The sequence below is a fragment of the Bacillus sp. FJAT-27986 genome, assembly GCF_001685035.1.
Classification (GTDB): domain Bacteria; phylum Bacillota; class Bacilli; order Bacillales; family Pradoshiaceae; genus Pradoshia.
In genome coordinates, this window is the sequence record NZ_MAYV01000017.1 from 171,897 (window position 1) to 196,201 (window position 24,305).

A 24,305-nucleotide genomic window follows, 5' to 3' on the forward strand; every position below is an offset into this window, starting at 1 on the left:
AATAAAAGCTCCTCTGTTCATTGAACAGAGGAGCTTCATTTTATTTGGACAGCAATGCAAGGGATTCTCTGTTGAAAGCTGGGATATCATCAGGCTGTCTGCTTGTTACTAATTGTTCTCCACATACAAATACCTCTTCATCATGATAAGTGGCACCTGCATTCTCGAGATCAACTTTAATTGATTTATAACCTGTTGAATCTCTTCCTTCCAGCGCTTTTGCAGTAATCAACAATTGCGGACCATGGCAAATTGCGAATACTGGTTTCTTTGCGTCCATGAATTCCTTGGCAAAAGAAACAAAACGATCGTCTCCTCTTAAAATGTCAGGAGAGAATCCACCCGGAATAAATAAAGCATCAAACTCATTCGCTTTTACCTCATCAATGCCCTTTTGAATTTCCACCGTTTCTTTTCCTTGCTTACCTTCAACATTTTGTCCACTTTCAAAGCCGATGGTTACTACTTCATGACCAGCTTCCTTATAAGCCTTAGCAGGGTCTGTATATTCTACATCTTCAAACATATCCGTTATGACACATGCAATTCTTTTACTCATACTATCAATCTCCTTTTTTGAAAAATAATAGTTACAGTTTCATCTTTCCCTCGGCAAAATTTTCATAAACATTCTCTTTTATCTAATCAAGGAATATAAAAACAGTGTGAATGATATTCACACTGCCTAAGTCATTCGCTTAGAGATTTCCACATTTCCCTAATAAACTTCACCGTTTTACAATGTCTTCAAAATCTTTGAACTAATCCTCATCCTACCTAACAATCAGATACCCCCTCTAAATTCATTAACCAACCTAATGGATAATCCACTACTCACCAATTAATGTTTTACGGGGCATGATGAGGATTTCTACGCGTCTATTTTTCTCCCGCCCACTGTCAGTGGTATTAGGCGATACTGGTTTAAATTCTCCAAAGCCTTTTGCACTAAACCATTCCGGTTTTAATTTTTTATTATCTTGAAGAAGCTTCATAAAGTTAACAGCTCTCATAACGCTTAATTCCCAATTTGACTCAAACTCTGCATTACGAATCGGAACATTATCCGTATGTCCGCTAATGATAATATTTCTGGGAGGTTCCATTACAAGCAGTTCAGATATTTCCTTGGCAATTATTTCATCTCTCTCTCTGACCATTGCGATCCCCGAATCAAACAATACATTATCACGAATGGTTAACAGCAACCCTTCCTCTGTCAGAGATGTCTCTAAATTGGATTTTAAATGACTGTCATTAATATAAGTATCTATTTTTTCTTGGACTACCTTTAATTCTTCCAATTCAGGGCTGGCTTCCTCTGTTCCTTCTTCTTCTTCCCCATCAAATTTCTCTGGGTCTGTTTCTGCCATCATCCCTTCAGGCATCGGGCTCGGATGCTCAAAAACACCTGTTCCTCCATCTAATGCTTTATTAAAGGCTCGTGATAGTTCAGAGAACTTTTGGGCATCTACAGAACTCATAGCAAATAAGACAATAAATAACGCTAATAATAAGGTTAATAAGTCACTATATGGGAGCAGCCAGGATTCGGACATATGCTCCTCATGCTGAGATTTCTTTTTTCGCCTGGACATTGTTTCTCATCTCGCCTTCCAACCACTTCTTCCTTTCCGCAGCAGGTAAATAAGAAGATAGTTTTTGCTCTATTGTCCTTGGTGCTTCACCTTCTAATATAGATAGAATACCTTCTACCATCATCTCTTTAATACGTACTTCCTGTTTAGATTTTCTCTTTAATTTATTCGCAAACGGGTGCCACAATAAATATCCCGTAAAGATTCCCATCAATGTAGCAACAAATGCTGCACTTATGGCATGGCCCAGTATCTCTGTATCACTCATATTGCCCAAGGCTGCAATTAATCCTACTACTGCACCTAATACCCCGAGGGTCGGAGCATAGGTACCAGCCTGTGTGAAAATCTGAGCCCCAACAGCATGCCTTTCCTCCATGGCATCTATTTCTTCTGAAAGGATGTCGCGAATATAATCTGCACTTTGTCCTTCAACCGCCAAATTCAAGCCGTTCCTTAAAAACGGATCTTCAACTGATTCTGAAATTTTTTCTAGCGCCAGCAAACCTTCTTTACGAGCTGTTTGTGCCCAATCGCAAAATGTATGAATTAATTCTTCCGTTGAGACCATTGCTTTTTCTGAAAAAATGATGACAAATAGCTTAGGAAGCTTAATCAATTCATTAACTGGAAAAGCAACTAATATAGCTGCAGCCGTTCCTAAGAAAATGATTAATATAGCAGCTGGATTGACGAGAACTGCGATATCAACACCTTTAAGCACCATTCCAACACCTACTGAAACGATGGCCAACATAATCCCTATGATTGAAGACTTGTCCATATAATTCACCCGTTTTCTACTATTCTTTTATCTCTTCTAGTATCGACATTTCAATAAATTCCTTAACACTAATAAGCTTTTAAAAAGATATGAGAATCAATTTTAGGTAAAAAGACATAAAAAAAAGTGATGAAAACATCACTTTTTTTAATCGATTAAGAGTTGAATCAACAATTACAGATACCTTGCAATAGCAATTCTGAGGAGAATGACTTAACTTTATCCTCTCTATCATTTAATCTTCCATGAATATAATATGGGGTTTTTTAACAAATATGTCGAAGTAACCAAATTTCTGTAATATTTTTGTAAATTAAATTCAATAATGCTGTAACCATAGAAACTAGTATTTTAGTTATAGTAAAAAAGTAGAGAAAAAGGCGGTAAGATTTAACAATGCTGCCAAAAAAACATCTCGGGGGTCACTATGAAAAAAATAATTATTGCTCTTGCTATTTTTCTGTCATCCACGCTTGTGCCATTTGGACCATTTGAATCTAAAGCCTCAGCCGCTATTTCGACAAGTAAAGCTAACAAAGTTGTTTCAACCGGGAAAAAATATGTAGGAACGCCTTATCGATACGGCGGAACAACACCTAAAGGATTTGACTGTTCTGGTTTTGTGGGGTATACCTACAAAAAAGCGGCAGGAAAGAAACTTCCAAGGACCTCAACCAGTATGTATAAACAGGGGAAAAAGATCGCTAAATCTAAGTTAAAAAAAGGTGATTTAGTTTTCTTTAATACTTCTGGAAAAGGAGTTTCCCATGTAGCAATCTATATTGGCAGCAACAAAGTCATTCACTCTGTATCTAAAGGTGTAAAAATAGATTCATTAAGCTCTTCATATTGGAAGAAGCGTTATGTAGGTGCTAAAAGAATATAAACTCTATTTTCCAGGCGGACATCCTTCGCCTTTTTATTTTGCCTTTTTTTTACCCACTTGTAAAAAGTGTAGACCTTTTCATCGAGTATAGCTTGCATACTGTCTTAACCAGTCAGCATCTCACTTGATGGTATTTCACTATAGACTCTGATCTCTCCTTTTCTTTTCAGGAAGGTTTTTAAAGCATCTATTTTTTTATTGGTCGCATTAATGCGTATAAGTCTTCTTCCAAGCGTGCAGCATATGCTTCAGCATGTTTCCCTGCATCCTTCACTCCAGCATTGTAAAAATGAGGTCCTAACGTTTCTGTGAAAAACTCCAAAATATTCTCAGCAGCCAGTTCTCCAATCTCTTCATCACGCTCTTTTTGAAAATATTGTTGAATTTGACCAATTATCCATCTTTTATCTTCTGCTTTCCAATTGATTAGCAATTGTACCCCTCCTTTGAAATTTACTTTATCTTTCATTTATAACAAAAAAATAGTAGGATATAAACCTTCATGTGGTTTATCCTACTATTTTTTAAGCGCAACACCTATTGTTTGTGCCTTTAATTATTTAATTTAGTCTTCGCTCTACTTTTCAAGCTGGCTTTTTCATATACTTGGTTAGCATTTTGTAGGCATGCTCTACTTGTTCATCACTAGGAGATTGGATTCCCGCCAGTGGATATTTGTAGCCAAGTGTTTCCCATTTATAAACACCTAATTGATGATATGGTAAGATTTCTACCTTTTCAATATTATTAAGTGTACCTAAGAATTGACCCATTCTTTCCAAGTATTCATCCTGGTCATTAACCGTTGGAACTAGTACGTGTCTAATCCAAACCGGTTGTCCTTTGTCAGAAAGATAACGGGCACAATCCAAAATATGTTCATTCGGTTTACCAGTTAGCTTAATATGGCGTTTACTATCTATATGTTTAATATCCAGTAGGATTAAGTCTGTATATTCAAGCAGTTCATCGAATTGCTCTAAAAATTCTGGTGATCTCGAAAAACAGCCAGCTGAGGAATCAATGGTCGTGTGAATTCCTCTTTCCTTACATAATTTAAACAGTTCTATAATAAAAGGAATTTGCAATAGCGGTTCTCCGCCGCTGACGGTAACTCCCCCGCCTGATGCATCCATGAATGGTTTATATAATTCAATATCTTTAACGATTTCTTCAGGACTCATTTGCTTGCCTGTTCCAATTGACCACGTATCGGCATTATGGCAATATTGGCAGCGCAACAAACAACCTTGCGTAAAGACAATGTAGCGGATCCCCGGGCCATCTACTGTGCCGCATGTTTCAACGGAATGTATATTTCCATATGTTGTCATGAGATCCCATCCTTTCTTTTCTAAAAATATCCAATTGGAAGTTAAAAGTTAGTCTCCCTGCTAATACAGGGAGACCTCCTAGTAACAAGTACTTCTATATTACATAGTTTCGTGGAACGTACGATTGATAACGTCAATTTGTTGCTCACGAGTCAACTTGATGAAGTTAACAGCGTATCCAGATACACGGATTGTTAATTGTGGATACTCTTCTGGATGTTCCATAGCAGCTAGCAATGTGTCACGATTGAATACGTTGATATTCAAGTGGTGACCTTCCTTGGAAGCATAACCATCCAAGATTGCAGCAAGGTTCGCTTCACGTTGCTCTTCTTCACGTCCAAGTGCTTTTGGCACCATAGAGAATGTGTTAGAAATACCGTCTAAAGAGCAATCGTATGGAAGCTTAGATACAGAAGATAGAGAAGCTAGAGCACCTTTTGTATCACGTCCGTGCATTGGGTTCGCACCTGGTGCGAATGGTTCGCCAGCGCGACGTCCATCTGGAGTGTTACCAGTTTTCTTACCATATACTACGTTAGAAGTAATTGTAAGAATGGATTGTGTGTGCACAGAGCTACGGTATGTTTTATGCTTTTTCAATTTAGTCATAAAGTTACGAACAAGCTCAACAGCCATGCTATCTACGCGATCATCATTGTTTCCGTATTTAGGGAAATCACCGATGATTTCAAAGTCAACTGCTACACCATTTTCATCACGGATTGGTTTAACTTGTGCATATTTAATCGCACTTAATGCGTCGGCTACTACAGACAATCCAGCAATTCCCGCTGCCATTGTGCGAAGGATTCCAACATCATGTAATGCCATTTCAATACGCTCATAGCTATACTTGTCGTGCATGTAGTGGATTACATTCAATGTATTGATGTATAGCTCTGCAAGCCATTCCATTGTGCTATCGAAGTTAGCCATAACTTCATCATAATCTAACACGTCAGAAGTAATTGCTTTGAAGTTCGGTCCAACTTGAATTTTAAGTTTTTCATCCACCCCACCGTTGATTGCATAAAGCAATGCTTTTGCAAGGTTTGCACGTGCTCCGAAGAATTGCATTTGTTTACCGATACGCATTGCGGATACACAGCAAGCAATACCGTAGTCATCGCCGTATTCTCTGATCATGATGTCATCGTTTTCGTACTGAATCGCACTTGTTTGGATAGACATTTTTGCACAGAAACGTTTGAACCCTTCTGGGAACTTCGTAGACCATAATACAGTCAAGTTTGGTTCTGGAGCTGGTCCAAGGTTTGTTAATGTATGCAAGAAACGGAAAGAGTTTTTCGTTACAAGTGTTCTTCCGTCTAATGCCATACCACCGATTGATTCTGTTACCCAAGTAGGGTCTCCACTGAACAATTGGTTGTAATCAGGTGTACGAGCAAATTTTACAAGACGAAGCTTCATAACAAAGTGATCGATGATCTCTTGTGCTTCTTGTTCAGTTAATGTGCCTTCACGAAGGTCACGTTCGATATAAATATCAAGGAAGGAAGATGTACGTCCTAGTGACATCGCTGCACCGTTTTGTTCTTTAATTGCAGCAAGGTAAGCAAAGTATAACCATTGTACTGCTTCTTTGGCATTTGTAGCTGGTTTAGAGATATCATAACCATAAATCTCAGCTAATTGTTTTAATTCACCTAAAGCACGGATTTGCTCGCTTAATTCTTCACGTTGACGAATAACTTCTTCGGACATTGTTCTTAATCCGTAGTTTTTCAAATCTTTCTTACGTTCAGCGATCAAGAAGTCTACACCGTATAATGCTACACGACGGTAGTCACCGATGATGCGTCCGCGTCCGTATGCATCTGGAAGACCAGTGATGATACCAGCCTTACGAGCAAGCTTCATTTCATCCGTATAAGCATCGAATACACCTTGGTTATGTGTTTTGCGGTAATCAGTGAAGATTTTTTGCACTTCTTCATCTACTGTGAATCCGTAAGATTCAGCTGCAGCTACCGCCATACGGATACCACCGAATGGTTGAAGAGAACGTTTGAATGGTTTATCTGTTTGGAAACCAACAATTGTTTCAAGTTCTTTATTTAAATATCCAGGACCATGTGATGTAATAGTAGAAACAATTTTAGAATCAAGATCAAGGACGCCGCCTGCTTCACGTTCTTGTTTAGTAAGTTCCATTACTTGCTTCCATAATTCTTTTGTAGCTTCTGTTGGGCCTTCTAAGAATTCATCGTTTCCTGTGTATGGAGTGATGTTTTTCATAATGAAGTCACGTGTGTTAACTTCATTCTGCCAATCTCCGCCAGCAAAGCCTCTCCATGCATCTTTTTTAGTTACATTATCCATAACCATTGCCATTTTATTTTACCTCCTAATATTACGTTCAGGAATATTATTTCAAATTTCTAGATGTTCAGCTTTTTTAAATTATATAACAGCTTTCTATACTCTTATAATACACATTATATGTGAAAAAGTGAACATGTAAATTATGACAATCTGGTGAAATCAAAAACAACGTTGTTAAATCAATCTTTTCTTTCTATTTTCGAATAATTCTAATATCAGGAACCCTTGACAGTAAATAAAACTGTTATAGTAAAATCCACTCTGAAAGCTAAACTGTACTATAAAAGGCATCTGTTCTTAAATACAGATGCCTTTTATAGATACCATTATATAACAATTCTGTCATTTATGCACGTCTGATCTATTTTTAAAGGCTTCCTTCGTCACAATATATTGTTCGTGGTTTGTATGTTGTTCCTGATTTCCACCCGTTTCAGCATGGTGAGGAAAATTCCCAGGATGACTTTTACGTTTATGATTAAAACCTTTACCTCTCGCCATAATCCTACCTCCTTCCCTTATTATCATTTTCTACAGAAAGGCGAGAATTATGGCAGGTAAGTTGAGGCAATATAGTACAAAAAGAACATCATTATTGGCAGCCATAGACCACTTGTTTAAGCAATTTGGGAACAACCTCAGTGGAAAATGGAATATGCAGCCTTTCTGTACGTTTGTGTGCGTCCTTACCATATGGACCGATATTTACGGCTGGTATATCCAATTCCCCAATAATAGAAAGCGGAAGATTATACCCCTTCCCGTATAGAGGCATTTCATTTTCTAACACCGGCATCACTAAATCACGATCACGTAAACGGCAATAGCTTACATCGGAAAGCCCTGGAAAATAAGACATGATCTTTATTTCTTCATTAAATTTCTCTTTAGCGATCCTAACGCAGTGCTCTACTATACCTTTTGCTTTCTGATCCCTTTCATCATCTTCCAAATAAACGTGTGGATAATAAGGTGGAGCGAGCATGATCATATAAAAAGGGGCCTCTGATTTGAAAAACGCTGCCACTACATCTGCAATTTCAGCTGTTAATTTGGCCATATTCATGCCTGCGTCCTGTTCGAGCAATGCAATCTTTGCGTTTATTTCTTTCATAAACATATGGCCATATTCTCTACAGCCTTTATCAAATAACTCTTGATAAGTATATACACTGGGCTTAAGGTTAGGTTTTCTTGAACCATGTCTTCCATACCCAAGTAAATCATAAATATTTGATAACCGTCCTTCTATATACCTGCTGCTTTCTTCGCCAATATCTTTCAGCTTGTTTATGACTTCTTCCGGATTTTGCTTTAGCGTAAGGATATTAGCTAGTACATATGCTGCAGTTGGCGTTTGGACATTATATGCTTCTTTTAGATCCATTAATTTTAAGATCGTAGGCAGAGGGTTCTGTTCCCCGCGTTCTTGTTCTAAAAAGGCTAAGGATAACTCCAGTCTTTCCGCTATCACACCTGCCATCCAGGCGGCATTCATGCCCTCAAGCGGTTCGCCCACATGTGTTTCAGTTCCTACACAAAAAATTAAGGGCAATAACTTACCCACAGATCCTGTATAAAAATATTTTGTACGGTCTCCTGGATATGCACCAAAACTCGGCTCCGAGCAAATGGCCACTTCCAAATCCAGTTGATATTGGTCCTTGAGTCCCTTAATCAACTCAACTCCCGCAAACATTCCGGCCGAATATCTCTCTTCATCCGGTGTAGCTAAAAATAATAGGTTATGTTTCAAATTGCCATGTTCGGCAGCTTCTGATAGTAAAGCCATCTGAATAGCAAGTCCGGCTTTCATATCCATAATTCCTCTTCCAAAGATCCACTCTCCAGACTTCAAATCCTGCTCGGCATCAACTGAAAGGTTTTCCTCTGCCATTGCACTTGTACATTCCAATGGTGAAAAAGCGAGCGGTGCAAGGCGTCCGTAATCTTCAACCCCAACTACATCATAATGGCTTAAAAGTATAATTGTTTTTTTACTCGTTTTACTACCTTGATAAAACGCAGCAACTGCTTTTCGATTTAATAGATCTCCTGTAATTTCTTTTCTGTATATTTGATCGGGGTAATTTTGAAAATAAGGCATTTCCTTAAGGATCGCAGAAATTTCGTCCTCCATACGCAGCTCACCTCTTGTTCCCGTTACACTTGGCACTTTTACAAGGCGGTATAATAACTCCAAAATCCCTTCCTTTGTATTCCAATGACCCATACCTTATCCCCCCACTTTTTCTATCTTTTTCTAAAATTATAGCAGTATTTGGTCGAATATTCAGTTAAATATTAATAGTATAGCTCTCTATTTTGCCGTTGCTAATTAGATATGTTACGGTATTCTTACAATTAAAGGAGCGGTTACAATGGATATTTCTATCAATATTAAAGAGATTACTCTCCACTATATTTCAATGGAACTAAAGAATTCCTTTACTACTAGCTTTGGAAGCTTGAAGGATAGAGAAATGATTATTATTGAAATGGTTGATTGCGACGGTATGGTTGGGTGGGGTGAATGTGTTGCCTTCCGAGAACCTTGGTATACGGAGGAAACACTCCAAACTGCTGCACATATTATGAAAGATTTTTTAATCCCCAAACTCATCCAGCAGCCAATCTATCATCCGGATGAACTTCAGCATCTTTTTTCTCCCGTTTGCAAAAATCCAATGGCTAAATCGGCTCTCGAAGGCGCAATTTGGGATTTATATGCGAAGAAAAATAATAAATCCTTATCGAGAGCTTTAGGTGGAACTAAAAATGAGATTGAAACAGGAGTTAGTATTGGACTGCAGACCTCAGATGAACATTTATTTCGCCTGATTGATCATAGCCTTGAGCAGGGATATAAGAGAATTAAGCTTAAAATCAAACCCGGTCAGGACATCTCTCTTATTCGGACAGTTCGTAGGAGATACCCACACTTACCCATTATGGCTGATGCAAATTCAGCCTATTGTTTAGCAGATATGGACCTCCTAAAAGCGCTGGATGAATTTGATTTAATGATGATTGAACAGCCGCTTCGTTTTGACGATTTTTATGAGCATGCCATTCTTCAGCAACATATCACAACACCGGTATGCCTGGATGAAAGCATTCAATCATTCGAGAACGCCAAACAAGCAATTGCTCTGGGTAGCTGCAAAGTGATTAATTTGAAAATTGGACGAGTCGGCGGTTTATCAGAAGCCATTAAAATTCTTCATCTTTGTGAAGCCAATAATATTTCCGTTTGGTGCGGCGGTATGCTTGAATCTGGAATTAGCCGAGCCCATACGATTGCACTGGCTTCCATGCCACAGGTTAATCTGCCTGGTGACATTTCGAGCTCCAGCCATTATTGGGAGCAAGATATCACGTCCCCTAGCGTGATTGTCGAGAACGGTGTCATTCAAGTTCCTGAACAAGCCGGAATGGGTTTTGAAGTTAATCGAAAATGGCTAGCCCATTACTCAACTCACAAAGAGTCCTTCACTTCCAAATAATGTGTATTCTTATTCTATAGGGGTATAGAATAAGAAACGAACAATGGGAGTGAATACACATGACAAAGGAAAAACCATTATCGAAGAAAAAAATGGACAATCCTGAAAACTCAATGACTGACAAAGAGCATATGCTCGATAGATTTGAAGATGAACAGCATGTAGACACCATTCCTATCGAAGATTTACGAGAAGAAAATCTTGAAGAAAAAGATAAGACTGCTACGAAGAGCACTTCTTCCAGCGAAAAGAAATACGAGCCCGAAAAACAGTAAGCATGGAGCCAGTTTATCTGGCTCTTATTTATTTCGCCTTTCCAAAAATCCCCTAGCTAATATCCCTCTGTAAACACCGTAATTAAATTCAAAAATATTCCTCAAAAAGTCATCCAAGACCCTCTATATTTCTTATACAAGGGGGGGTTCTAAGTAGGCCAATAAAGTTCAAAACATACTCAATCCGCTTACAGCCAAATCTCAAAGGATTGCAACAGAGATTATCCGAATATCCAGCTTTACACAGGAAAGTTCTGCATCCTCACAGGAGATTCTCGCTAATATCAAAGAGCAAAACCAGCTAATAACCGGTATTTCTCATAGCTTTAATGAACTTGATAATCTAGTTGAAAAACTGGATGGATTAGTGCAGATTTAAATAAAAAACCCGCTATTCATGTTTACGCAGCACCTATTCGATGCGGATTCATGATTGACGAGTTTTTAAATTACATATTAATGTAACTCGTCGTATTTAGTCCCTATCGTTAAAGGACTTCAACAAATGTCTAATACTAACTATTCTTTAATATGTCGCAGTCCCTTTAATCAAAAAATGACGTGTCCCCACGTCATTCATTAATAAACTTATTCCGATTTCACTTTTTCATATCCATTGACGACAACAGATAATTCCCCGGTCGATGGATGAATAACCATTCCCGTTACTGGTATATATGCAGGCATTAACGGATGATTCTTAACCAGATTAACACTTTCCGTTACGCTTTCATGGACATTAGAGAAGCCCTTAACCCACTGCTTCACATCTATTCCTACATGCTCCAAAGTAGAAAAGGTCTCATTAGGTACTCCATTATCAGTCATTTGTCCAATCAATTGATTTGGATCCATGGCAGCCATACCGCAATCCTCATGGCCTACAATAAATACTTCTCTTGCTCCCAATGCATGAATTGCCACAATGATGGAACGCATCACACCGCCAAATGGATGATTTACGATTGCCCCGGCAGTCTTTATAATTTTGACATCTCCGTTAGCAATATTCATGGCCTTTGGTAACAACTCAACCAGCCTGGTGTCCATACAGCTTACTATAACCATTTTTTTATCGGGAAATTTAGTGGTCTCATATGGCAAGTATTCTTCCTTGTTTACAAATTCACGATTATAAGCAAGAATTTCATCTAATGTATTCATTTATTTCTCCCCTTCATACAGCCTTAAATCCATTGTACCTAAGTATTTATAATAGTTGAAATAATATACAATTTCATCCGAAGGAAACTTTCAACAAAAGATGCGTACACTATCATAACAGGTTACTAAACAGTATTGCCGGACAACTAATGAAAGGATCCATATACTTTGAAGACAAAACTTAGGCAACTTGAACCCTATATACATTCCATTTTTGAATATTTACACTCACATCCTGAGATAAGCTGGAAAGAGCATGAAACTGCAGCCTTTATTGAAAAGCGATTAATCGAAGAAGGGGTTAAGTGTAACGCTTTCCCCTCATTTCCCGGTTTAGCTGCTGAAATAGGCTCCGGCAAGCCAGTCATTGCTTTACGAGCGGATATGGATGCCCTTTGGCAGGAATGTGATGGAACCTTTAGAGCTAATCATTCATGCGGACATGATGCGCACATGTCAATCGTTTTGGGTGTAGCCTTGATGCTCAAAGAATTGACTGAGACTGAAAAAGAAAAAGGAACAGTTCGATTTATCTTTCAGCCGGCAGAAGAAACGGGTGAAGGTGCCAAGGCTGTAACGAATCTTGGAATTGTAGATGACGTTGATTATTTATACGGTCTCCATCTTCGTCCAATAGAAGAGCTGCCTCTTGGCATGGCAGCTCCTGCGATCAATCATGGGGCAACCTACCATCTTTCAGGAAAAATCATTGGAGAAGATGCACATGGAGCGCGGCCTCACTTAGGGACAAGTTCAATAGATGTCCTAATTATGATGCATCAGCTGCTTCAACAAATTAAACTGTCGCCGATGAAACCACATTCCATCAAAATCACCAGATTCGAAACAGGTAATGAAAATTTAAATGTTATACCAGGTACTGCTTTGTTTGGAATTGATGCCAGGGCTCAATCAAATGAAGACCTGAACATCATTAAAGAGCAAATAAAGCAAACCTTTGCTCAATTAGAATCAATCTTCCGCATTCATATCCAACTAGAACCATATCCAGATACACCGGCTTCCATCATCTCCGCCAAGGCGGCTCAGTTTATGGAAAAAGCTATTTTGGATACAATGGGGCATAAAGCATTAAGCCCTACAGTGTTAACTCCCGGAAGTGACGATTTTCACTTTTATACGAAACTTCGCCCTTCCATAAAAGCAACCATGCTGGCACTTGGTGCTGATTTAACTCCCGGACTTCATCACCCAAATATGACATTTGATCGTTCCTGTATAATAGAAGGCATCGAAATCCTAACAAGAGCTATTCTCCATACGTTAAAGGCTGAATCTCTATAATAAAGATTCAGCCCCTTTATAGTTATACCTAATCATTTCCCAGCGCTTGTTTTATATCCCCCCATAGATCTTGCCAGTTTTCCAATCCAACGGATACACGCAGCAATTGGTCTGTAACACCCATTTCCAATCGTTCAGATTCCGGAATAATAGCATGAGTCATTGAAGCCGGGTGACAAATCAATGTTTCAACATCACCTAAGCTGACTGCAATTTTAATAAGCTTCATCCTGTTAAGGAAGGCTTGTGCATCCTCTTTACTGCCTTTTATTTCGAAAGCGATAATCCCTCCTGGCTGACGCATTTGTTTCATAGCTGCCTCATATCCAACGTTTTGCTTATCTCCAGGATAATAAATCCGCTCAACTTTTGGATGTTCTTTAAGCTTCTCATAAATTTTTTGAGCATTTTCGCTATGACGGTCCATCCGAATTGGCAAGGTTTTGATTCCCCTTAACAATAGCCATGCATCAAAAGGCGCCATAATTCCCCCGACGTCCTTTAACATTGTTTTTCTAACTCGTGATATGAATTCACGGGAACCCGCAGCCAAGCCCGCTACAACATCCCCATGTCCGCAAATATATTTTGTTGCACTGTGTACAACTATGTCACATCCCAGCTGAAGGGGCTGTTGCAAGTATGGCGAAGGAAATGTATTGTCCACAATGACAGGGATCCCATTTCTTTTAGCCACCCGTGCCACCATTTCCAAGTCAATGACTCTCATAGTTGGGTTTATTGGCGTTTCAACAAATATACACGTTGTTTCAGGTTTAATTAACTCCTGTATTTGTTCCTCTGTTTCCATCGGACTAAAGTCATGATGGATGTTATACTTCTCTTTCATCATGACTAATAAATCGAATGTACAACCATAAATACCGAGTGAGCATAGAATATGGTCATTTGCCTTGGTAAGTTCCATTAAAACAGCTGATACAGCAGCCATACCAGACCCAAATGCAATTCCTTCCTCAGCTCCTTCCAATACTGCTATCTTCTCTTCTAATGAGCGTACGGTTGGATTGCCTAATCTCGAATAGATAAATCCATTATCTGTACCGGCAAATCGCTGTTCCCCCTGTTCAGCAGATTCAAATGTAAAGGTGGAAGTTTGATAGATTGGCATAGAAAGGCTTCCTTGATGTTCGTTTGATTCATATCCGGCATGGATAGCTGCAGTTTCAAAGTGGGTATATTTCTTATTCATATAGCTCCCCCTATTTCAAATGTAAAAAATTTCAATCCCCACTTTATCATATGGCATTCACCCAAAAATTGTAAACAGTCTTATCCAGATATTTTAAAACCCGACTTTCATTACATACAAACTACTGACCCAACATTAAATAGAACTCATCACTTCATACAGAGAAAAATAAGGAACCAATACTTATTAAATCCGGTGTATCTGTTTACTAATCTCCCTAAATTACAAGAAAAAAAGGCCCTAATCAGACCTTTCACCCATGTATAACGTCAGCAAAATCGCCATCTACTACTGATGTAAGTAAATCAGCAACCTTTACTTTCATTTGCACTCCTATTTTTCCTGCACTGACTATAATTTTTTCCTGAATTTCAGCTGATACATCTATGTATGTTTTATACTGCTTTTTCATCCCAACCGGTGAACAGCCACCGCGGATATACCCCGTATATTTTTGTATGTCTTTCATAGGCAGCATTTCAACTTTCTTTTCACCAGAAACTTTAGCTGCTTTTTTCAAATCTAGCTCTGAATCTACAGGAATCACAAATACATAAACAGAGCCAGTCCCTGAAATGGTAACGAGAGTCTTATAGACAAGACGATAATCCTGGCCTATCTTCTCTGCAACGGAAATACCATCAATTTTCCCATCGCGATTTTCGTATTGAAATATTTCATACTCAATTTCTTTTTGATCTAAAAGGCGCAGTGCATTCGTCTTTACGTTTCCCACTTAAAAACTTCCTCTCAAAATTTGCCCGATTTAAAAATTGAATAAAGTAAATACAGTACCATTAAGGTGGCGATAATCGATCCAATTTCAATAATAGGCACTTGCCATAATATAGAACCGCTCCCTCTAGATGATGATCCTATAATCAAGCCTGCCATAATAATACTAAAGGACAAGAGAATAATCGCATAGGAAAGCTGGTTCCCGACCTTATCCATTTTACCAAGGAACACATCTAGTTGCGGCACTTCTATTTGTACACGAAATTTACCTTCTTTCAGCTTATTCATCAATTCATTTATATTGCGAGGCATTTCGTCCAGGATATCCGAGTATTCCACTACTTTGTTCCACAAGGAGTCCGCCAGGTTTTTAGGCTTCAGTCTTTCTTTAATCAACTTCTCCCCAAACGGCTCAATTACATCAATAATATTGAATTCCGGATTCAATGTTTCTACAACACCTTCCACTGCAAGGAAGGTTTTACCCAGCATAGTCAAATCAGATGGGATACGGATATGATGTAAGTAGGTTAATGTAAAGAAGTCATTCACTGCTTCACTCATATTTAAAGTATTTAAAGGATGACCATAATACTTATCGATAATTTCTTCTACATCAGATCGCAGTTTATCATAATTGATATCATCAGGTGTGAAGCCCAGCTTCAGGATTGCACGCATGACACTATCCGTATTACCTCGTTTTAAGGCAATAATCAATGTTGCAAATGCATACTTTATCCGTGTATCCAGGTGTCCAATATTACCGAAATCAATCAAAACAATTCGATTTCCAGGTTGAATCAGGACATTGCCTGGATGTGGATCTGCATGAAACAGACCGTTGATTAAGATTTGATTCATCATCGCATCCGTAAAGCGCTCACTGATTAGTTGCCTGTCAAACCCAAGTTCATCTAGCATTTCGATTTCATTTATTTTAATACCTTCTACATATTCCATCGTTAATACTCGCTTAGTAGAGTAGTCCCAATAAATAGATGGTATCTTAATTATGTCATTATCGATAAATTGATTAGCTATTTTTTCGGAATTTCTTCCCTCAATTCCATAATCCAGTTCCTGATGTAAGGATTGAGAAAATTCATCCACTATATCACTTATGCCATAATCTCTAGCCCAGCTGAATCGCTTTTCTGCCAATCTAGCAATATTATGCAAGATTTCTAGATCTGTCTCAATATTACCCTGGATATTAGGGCGTTGCACCTTTACAGCGACCTCTTCCCCTGTATGAAGAACAGCCTTATGTACTTGACCAATAGAAGCCGCAGCCAATGCTTCTTCTGTAAAGTCGGAAAACAGTTCATCAATTGTTGCTTCCAGATTCGATTCGATAATCTTTTTGACTTCTTCAGGGGAGAAGGCAGGCACATGATTCTGCAGCTTTTCCAATTCCAAAATAACGGAAGGAGGAACGATATCAGGTCTTGTACTCAGCATCTGCCCAAGCTTTACAAAAGTCGGGCCCAATTCCTCAAGAATGGCACGAATCCGCTCGGCAGCCGGCCGATTTTTAACCTCCTTGCCTTCAAACGTCCACTGCCCTCCAAACGGTAGCATATCGGATAATCCCAGTTCTTTGGCAATGGATCCAAATCCATTATGAATCATTGCACGGATGATATCCTGGTACCGATTAAAGTGACGTATTCTCTTTTCAAGCATCTGCTTCCCCCCTAACCTGCTCATTCATAAACTTGTGTTGTTATTGATTTTTCTCCTCTAACAAAGCAATTCGATTTTCCAATCGTGCAATGTCTTCTTTTGTGGCAAGATCCATTTCTGCCAGACGTTGCTTAACCTTTAAATTAATTTGTTGTTCAAATTCTGTCCGGGCTTCATTACCCTTTTTCACTAGATCTTCCACCATTGATTTAGATTCTGCCTGAGTTACTTCACCCTTTTTCACCAATTCATCCACTAATTTTTCAATTTGTTCCTTGCTTGTTACAGCTGCTCCAATTCCCATAGAAAACGTTTTGTTTATAATGTCCCTAATCATGCTCACTTCTCCTCCTTGAACTTATGATTAATAGAATAAAGCAAAGTTTTTCCCACTATTACCTTTCCACCCCTTAATTAAAACAAACCTATAAATTGTGTATTTTTTTTGAATTAATAAACATCTCTGCTTATAAAAAATAGAAGACCGCCCTGCCGGCAGCCTTCTATTAAAAAATTATTCAGATTCTCTTTCTGTACTAAATACAATTCCACTTTCTTTTCGGGAGTACTCTGTAATTTCCAGTACCCCTCTACTAATCTCAATTAGCTTTTGATAATCTGGCTGTTTATCATGGTTGATAATATCGATAAAGGTATCAATTTCATACACCATATCATTCTCTTTTTGAGGAATTGAAAAGGGTTCGCATACTTTTGTTTCTCTATCAATATACTCAAGCTTTTGAATGGTTCCTGATCCAGGAAAGATAATATTCCCCGTCTCCCCATGAATTTCATTTGACCCATAGGAATTAACTATTTTCGAGCAAACAATTGTACATACAAAATCAGAATACTTGAGGATTAGTGTTCCTCCTCCATCAACGCCACTATCAAGCATAACTGGAGTATAGCTGGTCGAGATAGGTTTTCCGAAAAGGGCGAAGGCCATGGCAAGAGGATAAACACCTAGGTCCACCAAAGCACCACCTGAATAATCAGCTGAGAAAATATTAGGAATCTCCCCCTCCAGTAGTTGATCATATCTGGAAGAGTATTTCATATATTGTAAGTTTATATTACGAATTCTCCCCACTCGTCTAATATTATCCTGCAGTAACTTGAAGTTGGGTGTATGAAGGGTTCTGATGGCTTCAAAAAGATAGACGTTATTCCTTTTAGCGATTTGATATGCCTGATCCAGCTCTGCCACATTAGAGAATAACGGTTTTTCACATATGACATGTTTCCCGTTTTCTAACATTAAAACCGCTTGTTCAAAATGACATGAGTTCGGAGAAGCGATATAGACAATATCGATTTCCTTACATTTAGCTAGTTCCTCCAGCTGATTAAAAACAAGATCGACCTCATGCTTATTCGCAAAACGAGACGCCTTATCCAAATTTCTTGAATAAATCGCCTTTAGATAAAGACCATCGCTTTCTAAAACTGCATCTATAAATTGTTCTGTAATGCTACTAGTACCAATTGTTGCTAGATTCATAAGTAACCTCTCCCTCGCCTACCAAAATAAAAATCATAATTTCAAAAGTGCCATTATATTCTTACTAGTACCCCAATAAAGGAGCATGCTTACCTATAATAAGAATTTTTTATAATTACGAACGCTACATAAATCATATCAAAAAATGACTGCAGACATTACAATTAGATGCAAAGATTGGTTGTTACTAACTGTTTAATTGGCAATGAAGATGGGATAAGGATTTAAGCAAAAAAAAGAAGGCAAAATTTGCCCCCCCTGTTTTATTAATCCTCATCTTTTGCATCCCAATCTTCAGGAATCGGTTCAGTTAACCATTCCTGGAAAAGCTTTTTATATTCCTGCAGCTGCTCTTGATAATTGGAGAATTGATCATTGTTAATCAAATACTGCTCCCCGTCAAATATAGCCCGGATTTTCTTTTGCTTGATAAGAGTTTCAAGATAGGATTCCGGCAATGATAAGTATTCTGCTGTTTCTTTCACGGAAAGGTACACCAATCATCCCCCTCTTCTCCCGAAAATATTGTTTATTAAGTCTATCATATTTTCTACTGTTCTTCATTCAGTTGAGGATTTAGAGTATACATATCTTTCATATCTGGTACTGTTATCTATTATAGAAATCATTAATTCTATCCAGAATTCAATGTAACCATACACTGTTTTTCTTCAAAAACCTATATTTTAAAATAATATATTTTTTTTAATTTATTGATAAATTACACGAACGTAAAGGAACCGTAAAGTTATAGTTAAATATGACTGTTTAGTATTTACTTTCAACTTCTTGTCAATAATAATGATAATCGAAAATATTTTTCTAAAATAATGTTGAGGTGTAAACAGTGGATGTAAGTATTCAAGAAATGCTTTTTCAATTTCTCGGCGGATTGGGTATCTTCCTATTCGGTATCAAATACATGGGGGATGGACTCCAAAAATCCGCAGGTGATCGACTAAGAGATCTATTGGATAAATATACAACCAACCCTATTATGGGGATTCTGGTTGGTATTCTAGTTACAGTTTTAATTCAAAGTAGTTCAGGTACAACAGTTATCACGGTTGGATTGGTAAGTGCCGGATTTATGACACTCCGCCAGGCTATTGGTGTCATCATGGGGGCAAATATCGGTACAACCATTACTGCCTTCATTATCGGTATTGATGTTGGCGAATATGCATTACCAATTATCTTTGTCGGTGCATTTTTATTATTCTTCTTTAAAAACCAAAAGCTGCACAACTTCGGTCAAATCCTATTTGGATTCGGATTATTATTCTATGGCCTAGAGCTTATGAGCAGTGGAATGAAGCCTCTACGTACCTTCGAATGGTTTCATGATCTAACTGTCAGCTTAAGTGATTATTCCATACTCGGTGTTGTAGTAGGAACAGTCTTTACATTATTAGTACAAAGCTCCAGTGCTACAATCGGAATCCTTCAGGGATTATTTGGTGAAGGGCTTATTGACCTGCAAGGTGCCTTACCGGTACTATTCGGAGATAACATCGGAACAACTATCACTGCCCTTCTTGCATCGATTGGTGCATCAGTTGCCGCTAGACGTGCTGCTTGTGTACACATACTTTTCAATGTGTTCGGTACAATCATTTTTATGATTTTGCTCGTTCCATTTACGTCCCTTATTGGCTGGTTCCAACAAACACTTGGACTAAATCCGGAAATGACCATTGCCTTTGCACATGGAACATTCAACATTACAAACACACTGATCATGATTCCATTCATTGGTGTATATGCGTGGATTGTTACTAAACTCATTCCAGGAAAAGATACTGTTATTGAGTATAAACCAGAGCATCTGGATGAACGAATCATCGACCAATCTCCTTCTATTGCACTTGGACAGGCGAAAAAGGAAACTTTGCGAATGGGCGAGTTTGCTATTAAAGGATTGGAAGAAACGTATAACTACCTGTTAACTAATGAAACTGCTTCATTGAATACAGGTAATCAAATTGAAGAGGCTCTTAATAATTTAGATCACAAAATAACAGATTATCTTGTTAAAGTCTCCACAAGTTCACTGTCTGCTAATGAATCTGACGAACATAATATTCTAATGCATACCATTACAGATATCGAACGCATTGGCGATCATTTCGAAAATATTCTGGAATTTGCAGAGTATAAAAATACAAATAAAGCAACATTTACAGATGAGGCCACAGAAGGCATGTCTCAAATGTTCACACTAACTATAGAAGCGGTCAAAGAAGCGATGGCGGCAATAGAGAATCAAGATAAGGAAAGTGCATATAAGGTGCTTGAATTGGAACGTAAAATCGATAAGATGGAGCGCCAATTAAGAAAGCAGCATGTCATCCGCTTAAATAATGGATCCTGCTCTGCACAAGCAAGCCTCGTTTACGTTGATATTTTAAGTAATCTTGAACGTATCGGCGATCATGCTAAAAACATTGCCGAAACGATTATTGGTGAACAAGAATAATCAGGAAGTAGACTCTCCTCGGAGGGTCTATTTTTTTATTCCTTCATTATTTCACTATTATAAAATGCCCTAAACACACTCTCTCCCCATTAACTATTTTAGATTTACACATATTTATCATCCTCAAAAATCCTCCTGTTTTCATTATTTATAAATCAAAATTACAACGGTAACTATTGATGAATGAAATATTTCACTATCAATATAGTGTAAATAGTATTCTTTTTGCTATGAAAGCGCTTTTTTCGAGCAAAAAGTTTTGTGAATTTATACACAAGGAGTATGCTTAAAGTAGAGGATTTATGGTTATATAAATATAACTAATTTAATTTTTCGCTATAACAAACAGAAATGGGGTATTTGCTATGTCAGACACAATGAAACAGCAATCAGAGACACAATCCTCTCCGGTTGCTTCACAAGAAGAATTGTTAAAACAATTATCAAAACCAGAGGTTCAGGAATCATTAGTTACACTATTAAATCAATTACCACAATTAACTGAAGTTGTAACAGCACTGAACAAATCATATGAATTCGCTCAATCCGTCGCTACTGATAAAGTATTAGTAAACGATTTTGCCAGTACAGCGAAGGAATTTGCAGAGCCTGTTACGAAAACAGCCAAACATATAGCTGTCAATGCTATGGAAGCAAAGGAAAGAGCTGAACAAAGCAAAGAAGTGATCAGTGTATTCGGTTTGATGAAAATGCTAAAAGATCCTCAAATCCAAAAGGTTCTTCGTTTTGCCAGCGCTTATCTTCAAGTAAGCAACGAACGTTCTAAATAAAAGTTCATTTATTTAAAAAGCACTTATTCTATAATTTTCGAAAAATACTGGATTTAAAAAATTACAAACAAGGGTGGAACATATCATGGCACAAGAAATTGTTATTTTAGGAGCAGGGTATGGCGGTCTTCTTTCAGCATTATCAGCACGTCAGCATTTAACTCCTGAAGAAGCTACTATTACAGTTGTTAACCAATATCCGACACATCAAATTATTACTGAACTGCATCGCTTGGCAGCAGGCAATATTAGCGAAGGCAGAATTGCTATGCCATTAGATCGTTTGTTTAAAGGAAAAGATATTAATCTAATCATCTCTAAAGTTGAATCTATATCAGCAGATGAAAGAAAGGTAACCCTTTCAAGCGGAAAAATCTTAACCTATGATAAATTAGTCGTTGGATTAGGCAGCCAAACTGCTTATTTTGGCATTCCTGGACTTGAAGAAAATAGTATGGTCTTAAAATCAGCAGAGGATGCTAATAAAATTAACAAGCATATCGAAGATCGAATTAAAGAATATGCACAAACTAAAAATCCAGCCGATGCAACCATTGTAATCGGTGGCGGCGGACTAACCGGTGTTGAATTAGTTGGAGAAATTGCAGATACAACCCCTAAAGTAGCTAAAAAATATATGGTTGATCCTTCTGAGCTTAAATTTATCTTAGTTGAAGCAGGTCCAAAAATTTTACCTATGCTTCCTGATCATTTAATTGAACGTTCAATGACAAGCTTAGAGAATCGTGGAGTTCAATTCTTGACTGGACTTCCTGTCACAGGTGTAAACGGAAATGTGATTGAATTAAAAGATGGCCAACAAATTATCGCCAACACATTTGTATGGACTGGCGGTGTACAAGGCCTTCCTGTTATCGGCGAATCTGGTTTAGCAGTAGATCGTAACCGTGCTACTGTTAATGAATATCTACAATCTACTTCACATCCTGATGTTTATATTGCTGGTGACAGTGCAGTTGTCTTCCCTGCTCCTGGTGCGAGACCATACCCGCCAACTGCACAAATGGCTTGGCAAATGGGTGAATTGATTGGTTATAATATTGCGGCATCCATTAAGGGTACTCTTCCTGAAGTATTTGCTCCAGTAAACTCAGGAACATTAGCAAGTCTTGGACGTAAAGATGGCGTAGCCATTATTGGCGGGAACTCAACACCATTAAAAGGCTTACCGGCTACAATAATGAAAGAAGCAAGTAATATCCGTTATCTTTCACACATTAAAGGTTTATTCAGCATAGCCTATTAATAAATGTTAAATCCTGTCCGCTAAACCAGCGGACAGGATTTTTTATTGGCTTTATACACCTCTCTCTTGTCCTATTAACCTTTTCCATGGATAAGTAGCTGGCGGACCAATCAACTACTTGCGGCCAAAGATTATTTCTACAGATTGCCCTCTATCTCTAAAACCTAATGTCAGATAATATTAGAAGTTTCTGATATTTCCCCTTGGTAGGATGACAAAAAGGGTATATGCTTTATATAGACACGTCATCTTAGAAGGGAGCCATATTAGTCATGAACATATTGATTGCTTATGCTTCAAAAAGCGGAACTACAGAAACATGCGTACATATCCTTGAACAAGACTTTAATGGGCATGCAAAATTAGTTGATCTTACGCACACTGATCCTTCGCTGGATGCCTATGATACTGTTTTGATTGGCGGTCCCATCCGTTATGGGAAACTTCATTCGTCGGTTAAAAAATTCGTAAAAAACCATCTTAAAGATTTTAAACAGAAAGAGGTCGGTCTATTTATTTGCTGCGCTGATGTCGGAAATGCTGAAAAATACTTTCAAACCAACTTTCCAGATGAGTTACTTGAGCAAGCAACAGCAATTGACTGCTTCGGTGGAGAAATTCGTTCTCACGCATTGGGAATTTTCGAGAAATTCATTGCCAAAATAGCATTAAAATCGTACCCGGCAGACCAACAGCCTTCTATTCTTAAAGATAATATTCATATATTTGCAGATCGAGTGGAAGCTACCTGACTATAATAAAAAGCCTTGAACCTGTTTAGAACACACGTTCAAGGCTTTTACTTTGTTTATTTCAGTACACCATATTTAATAAAATGAAATTGACGCTCCATGTCTTTTCTTTTTTGGCTTACAGTCGAAAGATCATTTAACGCCAGGATAATTTGATTGAATGTGATAGTTCTCAATATCTCAATAACTTGAAACAATTCCTCTTTTATTTCAACCTTTAGTAAATGAGTGTCAGTAACTAGATTCAGAAACTTCTCTTGTTTCTCTTCCATTTCACGTACATCCGTAAAGCTCATTAAATGTTCAGCTAGCTTACTATCCGTCCGCGTAAATACATTGACCAAAAACTTGGAATGAGCAGGATCCATCGCTTTCTTAGTTATATAATCAAATAGCAGAAAGTGAATTGAAAAGAGGTTTACCCCGGCGTTAATCTTGCTGTTAATCTGATCCAAGAGGTCACTTTTATATTCATTTAATAAATACAGAAACAGATCTTCTTTATTTTCAAAGTAACGATAGAAGCTTCCCCGAGGAATTTGCGCTTCTTTAATAATTCGATTAATTGATGCATCATAGAAGGAATATTGGCTAAATTCCTCCTTAGCAGCCTGAATAATCCTGATTCTCTTTTCCGCTGGTAAATTCACAAATGTTTGACTCGGCAT

24 protein-coding genes are annotated in these 24,305 nt (G+C 37.9%); 8 read left to right on the forward strand and 16 right to left on the reverse strand.

What is annotated here, in order from left to right; genetic code table 11:
• Nucleotides 1-40: 40 nt before the first annotated feature.
• The 3 genes from A8L44_RS15315 to motA all read right to left on the reverse strand — a co-directional run bounded on the left by A8L44_RS15315 (nucleotide 41) and on the right by motA (nucleotide 2,382).
• Nucleotides 41-559, reverse strand: coding sequence for a type 1 glutamine amidotransferase domain-containing protein (locus A8L44_RS15315; protein ID WP_066108283.1), 519 nt, complete (start codon nucleotides 557-559; stop codon nucleotides 41-43).
• A gap of 271 nt (nucleotides 560-830) precedes the next feature.
• Nucleotides 831-1,598 (reverse strand): flagellar motor protein MotB, encoded by a 768-nt coding sequence (motB, locus tag A8L44_RS15320; protein WP_066108285.1) that lies wholly within the window; start codon nucleotides 1,596-1,598, stop codon nucleotides 831-833.
• The gene (motA, locus tag A8L44_RS15325; RefSeq protein WP_066108286.1) at nucleotides 1,567-2,382 is read right to left on the reverse strand and encodes a flagellar motor stator protein MotA; all 816 of its coding nucleotides are present in this window, start codon (nucleotides 2,380-2,382) and stop codon (nucleotides 1,567-1,569) included. Before motA ends, motB begins: the two co-directional genes overlap by 32 nt.
• Before the next feature lie 427 nt (nucleotides 2,383-2,809).
• Here motA and A8L44_RS15330 point away from each other — a divergent pair, with 427 nt between their 5' ends.
• Nucleotides 2,810-3,268, forward strand: a complete 459-nt coding sequence (locus A8L44_RS15330; RefSeq protein WP_066108289.1) for a C40 family peptidase — start codon at nucleotides 2,810-2,812, stop codon at nucleotides 3,266-3,268.
• Between the two features lie 187 nt (nucleotides 3,269-3,455).
• On the opposite strand, the gene A8L44_RS15335 is transcribed toward A8L44_RS15330, so the two are convergent.
• The 5 genes from A8L44_RS15335 to A8L44_RS15350 all read right to left on the reverse strand — a co-directional run bounded on the left by A8L44_RS15335 (nucleotide 3,456) and on the right by A8L44_RS15350 (nucleotide 9,184).
• Complete coding sequence (locus tag A8L44_RS15335; protein ID WP_066108292.1) at nucleotides 3,456-3,701, reverse strand: DUF2164 domain-containing protein; 246 nt, start codon at nucleotides 3,699-3,701, stop codon at nucleotides 3,456-3,458.
• A gap of 151 nt (nucleotides 3,702-3,852) precedes the next feature.
• Nucleotides 3,853-4,602, reverse strand: a complete 750-nt coding sequence (gene pflA, locus A8L44_RS15340) for a pyruvate formate-lyase-activating protein (RefSeq protein ID WP_066108295.1) — start codon at nucleotides 4,600-4,602, stop codon at nucleotides 3,853-3,855.
• Nucleotides 4,603-4,701: 99 nt separating this feature from the next.
• The gene (pflB, locus tag A8L44_RS15345; RefSeq protein ID WP_066108298.1) at nucleotides 4,702-6,960 is read right to left on the reverse strand and encodes a formate C-acetyltransferase; all 2,259 of its coding nucleotides are present in this window, start codon (nucleotides 6,958-6,960) and stop codon (nucleotides 4,702-4,704) included.
• A 333-nt stretch (nucleotides 6,961-7,293) separates the two neighbouring features.
• Nucleotides 7,294-7,452 (reverse strand): hypothetical protein, encoded by a 159-nt coding sequence (locus tag A8L44_RS19040; RefSeq protein ID WP_175354311.1) that lies wholly within the window; start codon nucleotides 7,450-7,452, stop codon nucleotides 7,294-7,296.
• 91 nt (nucleotides 7,453-7,543) lie between these two features.
• A complete protein-coding gene (locus A8L44_RS15350; RefSeq protein WP_066108300.1) occupies nucleotides 7,544-9,184 on the reverse strand; it encodes a M20/M25/M40 family metallo-hydrolase in 1,641 nt (546 codons plus the stop codon).
• 148 nt (nucleotides 9,185-9,332) lie between these two features.
• On the opposite strand from A8L44_RS15350, the gene menC reads away from it, so the two are divergent.
• Together menC and A8L44_RS15360 are read left to right on the forward strand one after the other, a co-directional pair.
• Nucleotides 9,333-10,457, forward strand: coding sequence for an o-succinylbenzoate synthase (menC, locus tag A8L44_RS15355; protein ID WP_175354312.1), 1,125 nt, complete (start codon nucleotides 9,333-9,335; stop codon nucleotides 10,455-10,457).
• Between the two features lie 59 nt (nucleotides 10,458-10,516).
• Entirely contained in the window at nucleotides 10,517-10,732 is a 216-nt protein-coding gene (locus A8L44_RS15360; protein ID WP_066108303.1) for a hypothetical protein, read from the forward strand.
• 588 nt (nucleotides 10,733-11,320) lie between these two features.
• On the opposite strand, the gene A8L44_RS15365 is transcribed toward A8L44_RS15360, so the two are convergent.
• A complete protein-coding gene (locus A8L44_RS15365; protein WP_066108306.1) occupies nucleotides 11,321-11,896 on the reverse strand; it encodes a beta-class carbonic anhydrase in 576 nt (191 codons plus the stop codon).
• 168 nt (nucleotides 11,897-12,064) lie between these two features.
• Here A8L44_RS15365 and A8L44_RS15370 point away from each other — a divergent pair, with 168 nt between their 5' ends.
• A complete protein-coding gene (locus tag A8L44_RS15370; protein WP_066108308.1) occupies nucleotides 12,065-13,201 on the forward strand; it encodes an amidohydrolase in 1,137 nt (378 codons plus the stop codon).
• A gap of 28 nt (nucleotides 13,202-13,229) precedes the next feature.
• Here the strand turns inward: A8L44_RS15370 and megL are convergent, their stop codons facing one another.
• The 6 genes from megL to A8L44_RS15400 form a co-directional block, all read right to left on the reverse strand.
• On the reverse strand, nucleotides 13,230-14,414 hold the full coding sequence (gene megL / locus A8L44_RS15375) for a methionine gamma-lyase (protein WP_066108311.1): 1,185 nt from the start codon (nucleotides 14,412-14,414) through the stop codon (nucleotides 13,230-13,232).
• 253 nt (nucleotides 14,415-14,667) lie between these two features.
• Nucleotides 14,668-15,150, reverse strand: a complete 483-nt coding sequence (ybaK, locus tag A8L44_RS15380; protein ID WP_066108313.1) for a Cys-tRNA(Pro) deacylase — start codon at nucleotides 15,148-15,150, stop codon at nucleotides 14,668-14,670.
• Nucleotides 15,151-15,164: 14 nt separating this feature from the next.
• Nucleotides 15,165-16,841 carry an ABC1 kinase family protein gene (locus tag A8L44_RS15385; protein WP_066108315.1) on the reverse strand — a complete coding sequence of 559 codons (1,677 nt, stop codon included), beginning with the start codon at nucleotides 16,839-16,841 and terminating at the stop codon, nucleotides 15,165-15,167.
• Between the two features lie 40 nt (nucleotides 16,842-16,881).
• On the reverse strand, nucleotides 16,882-17,178 hold the full coding sequence (locus tag A8L44_RS15390; protein WP_225983642.1) for a phasin family protein: 297 nt from the start codon (nucleotides 17,176-17,178) through the stop codon (nucleotides 16,882-16,884).
• 177 nt (nucleotides 17,179-17,355) lie between these two features.
• On the reverse strand, nucleotides 17,356-18,348 hold the full coding sequence (locus A8L44_RS15395) for a Gfo/Idh/MocA family protein (RefSeq protein WP_066108319.1): 993 nt from the start codon (nucleotides 18,346-18,348) through the stop codon (nucleotides 17,356-17,358).
• 266 nt (nucleotides 18,349-18,614) lie between these two features.
• Entirely contained in the window at nucleotides 18,615-18,845 is a 231-nt protein-coding gene (locus A8L44_RS15400) for an excisionase family DNA-binding protein (protein ID WP_066108321.1), read from the reverse strand.
• Between the two features lie 350 nt (nucleotides 18,846-19,195).
• Between A8L44_RS15400 and A8L44_RS15405 the strand changes: the two genes are divergently transcribed.
• From A8L44_RS15405 to A8L44_RS15420, 4 genes are all read left to right on the forward strand, one after another.
• Nucleotides 19,196-20,827, forward strand: a complete 1,632-nt coding sequence (locus tag A8L44_RS15405) for a Na/Pi cotransporter family protein (RefSeq protein ID WP_175354313.1) — start codon at nucleotides 19,196-19,198, stop codon at nucleotides 20,825-20,827.
• Nucleotides 20,828-21,192: 365 nt separating this feature from the next.
• Nucleotides 21,193-21,618, forward strand: a complete 426-nt coding sequence (locus A8L44_RS15410) for a DUF1641 domain-containing protein (RefSeq protein WP_066108324.1) — start codon at nucleotides 21,193-21,195, stop codon at nucleotides 21,616-21,618.
• Between the two features lie 85 nt (nucleotides 21,619-21,703).
• A complete protein-coding gene (locus A8L44_RS15415) occupies nucleotides 21,704-22,885 on the forward strand; it encodes an NAD(P)/FAD-dependent oxidoreductase (protein WP_066108327.1) in 1,182 nt (393 codons plus the stop codon).
• A 272-nt stretch (nucleotides 22,886-23,157) separates the two neighbouring features.
• Nucleotides 23,158-23,637 carry a flavodoxin domain-containing protein gene (locus A8L44_RS15420; RefSeq protein ID WP_066108330.1) on the forward strand — a complete coding sequence of 160 codons (480 nt, stop codon included), beginning with the start codon at nucleotides 23,158-23,160 and terminating at the stop codon, nucleotides 23,635-23,637.
• A 56-nt stretch (nucleotides 23,638-23,693) separates the two neighbouring features.
• Here the strand turns inward: A8L44_RS15420 and A8L44_RS15425 are convergent, their stop codons facing one another.
• Entirely contained in the window at nucleotides 23,694-24,305 is a 612-nt protein-coding gene (locus A8L44_RS15425) for a TetR/AcrR family transcriptional regulator (RefSeq protein ID WP_066108333.1), read from the reverse strand.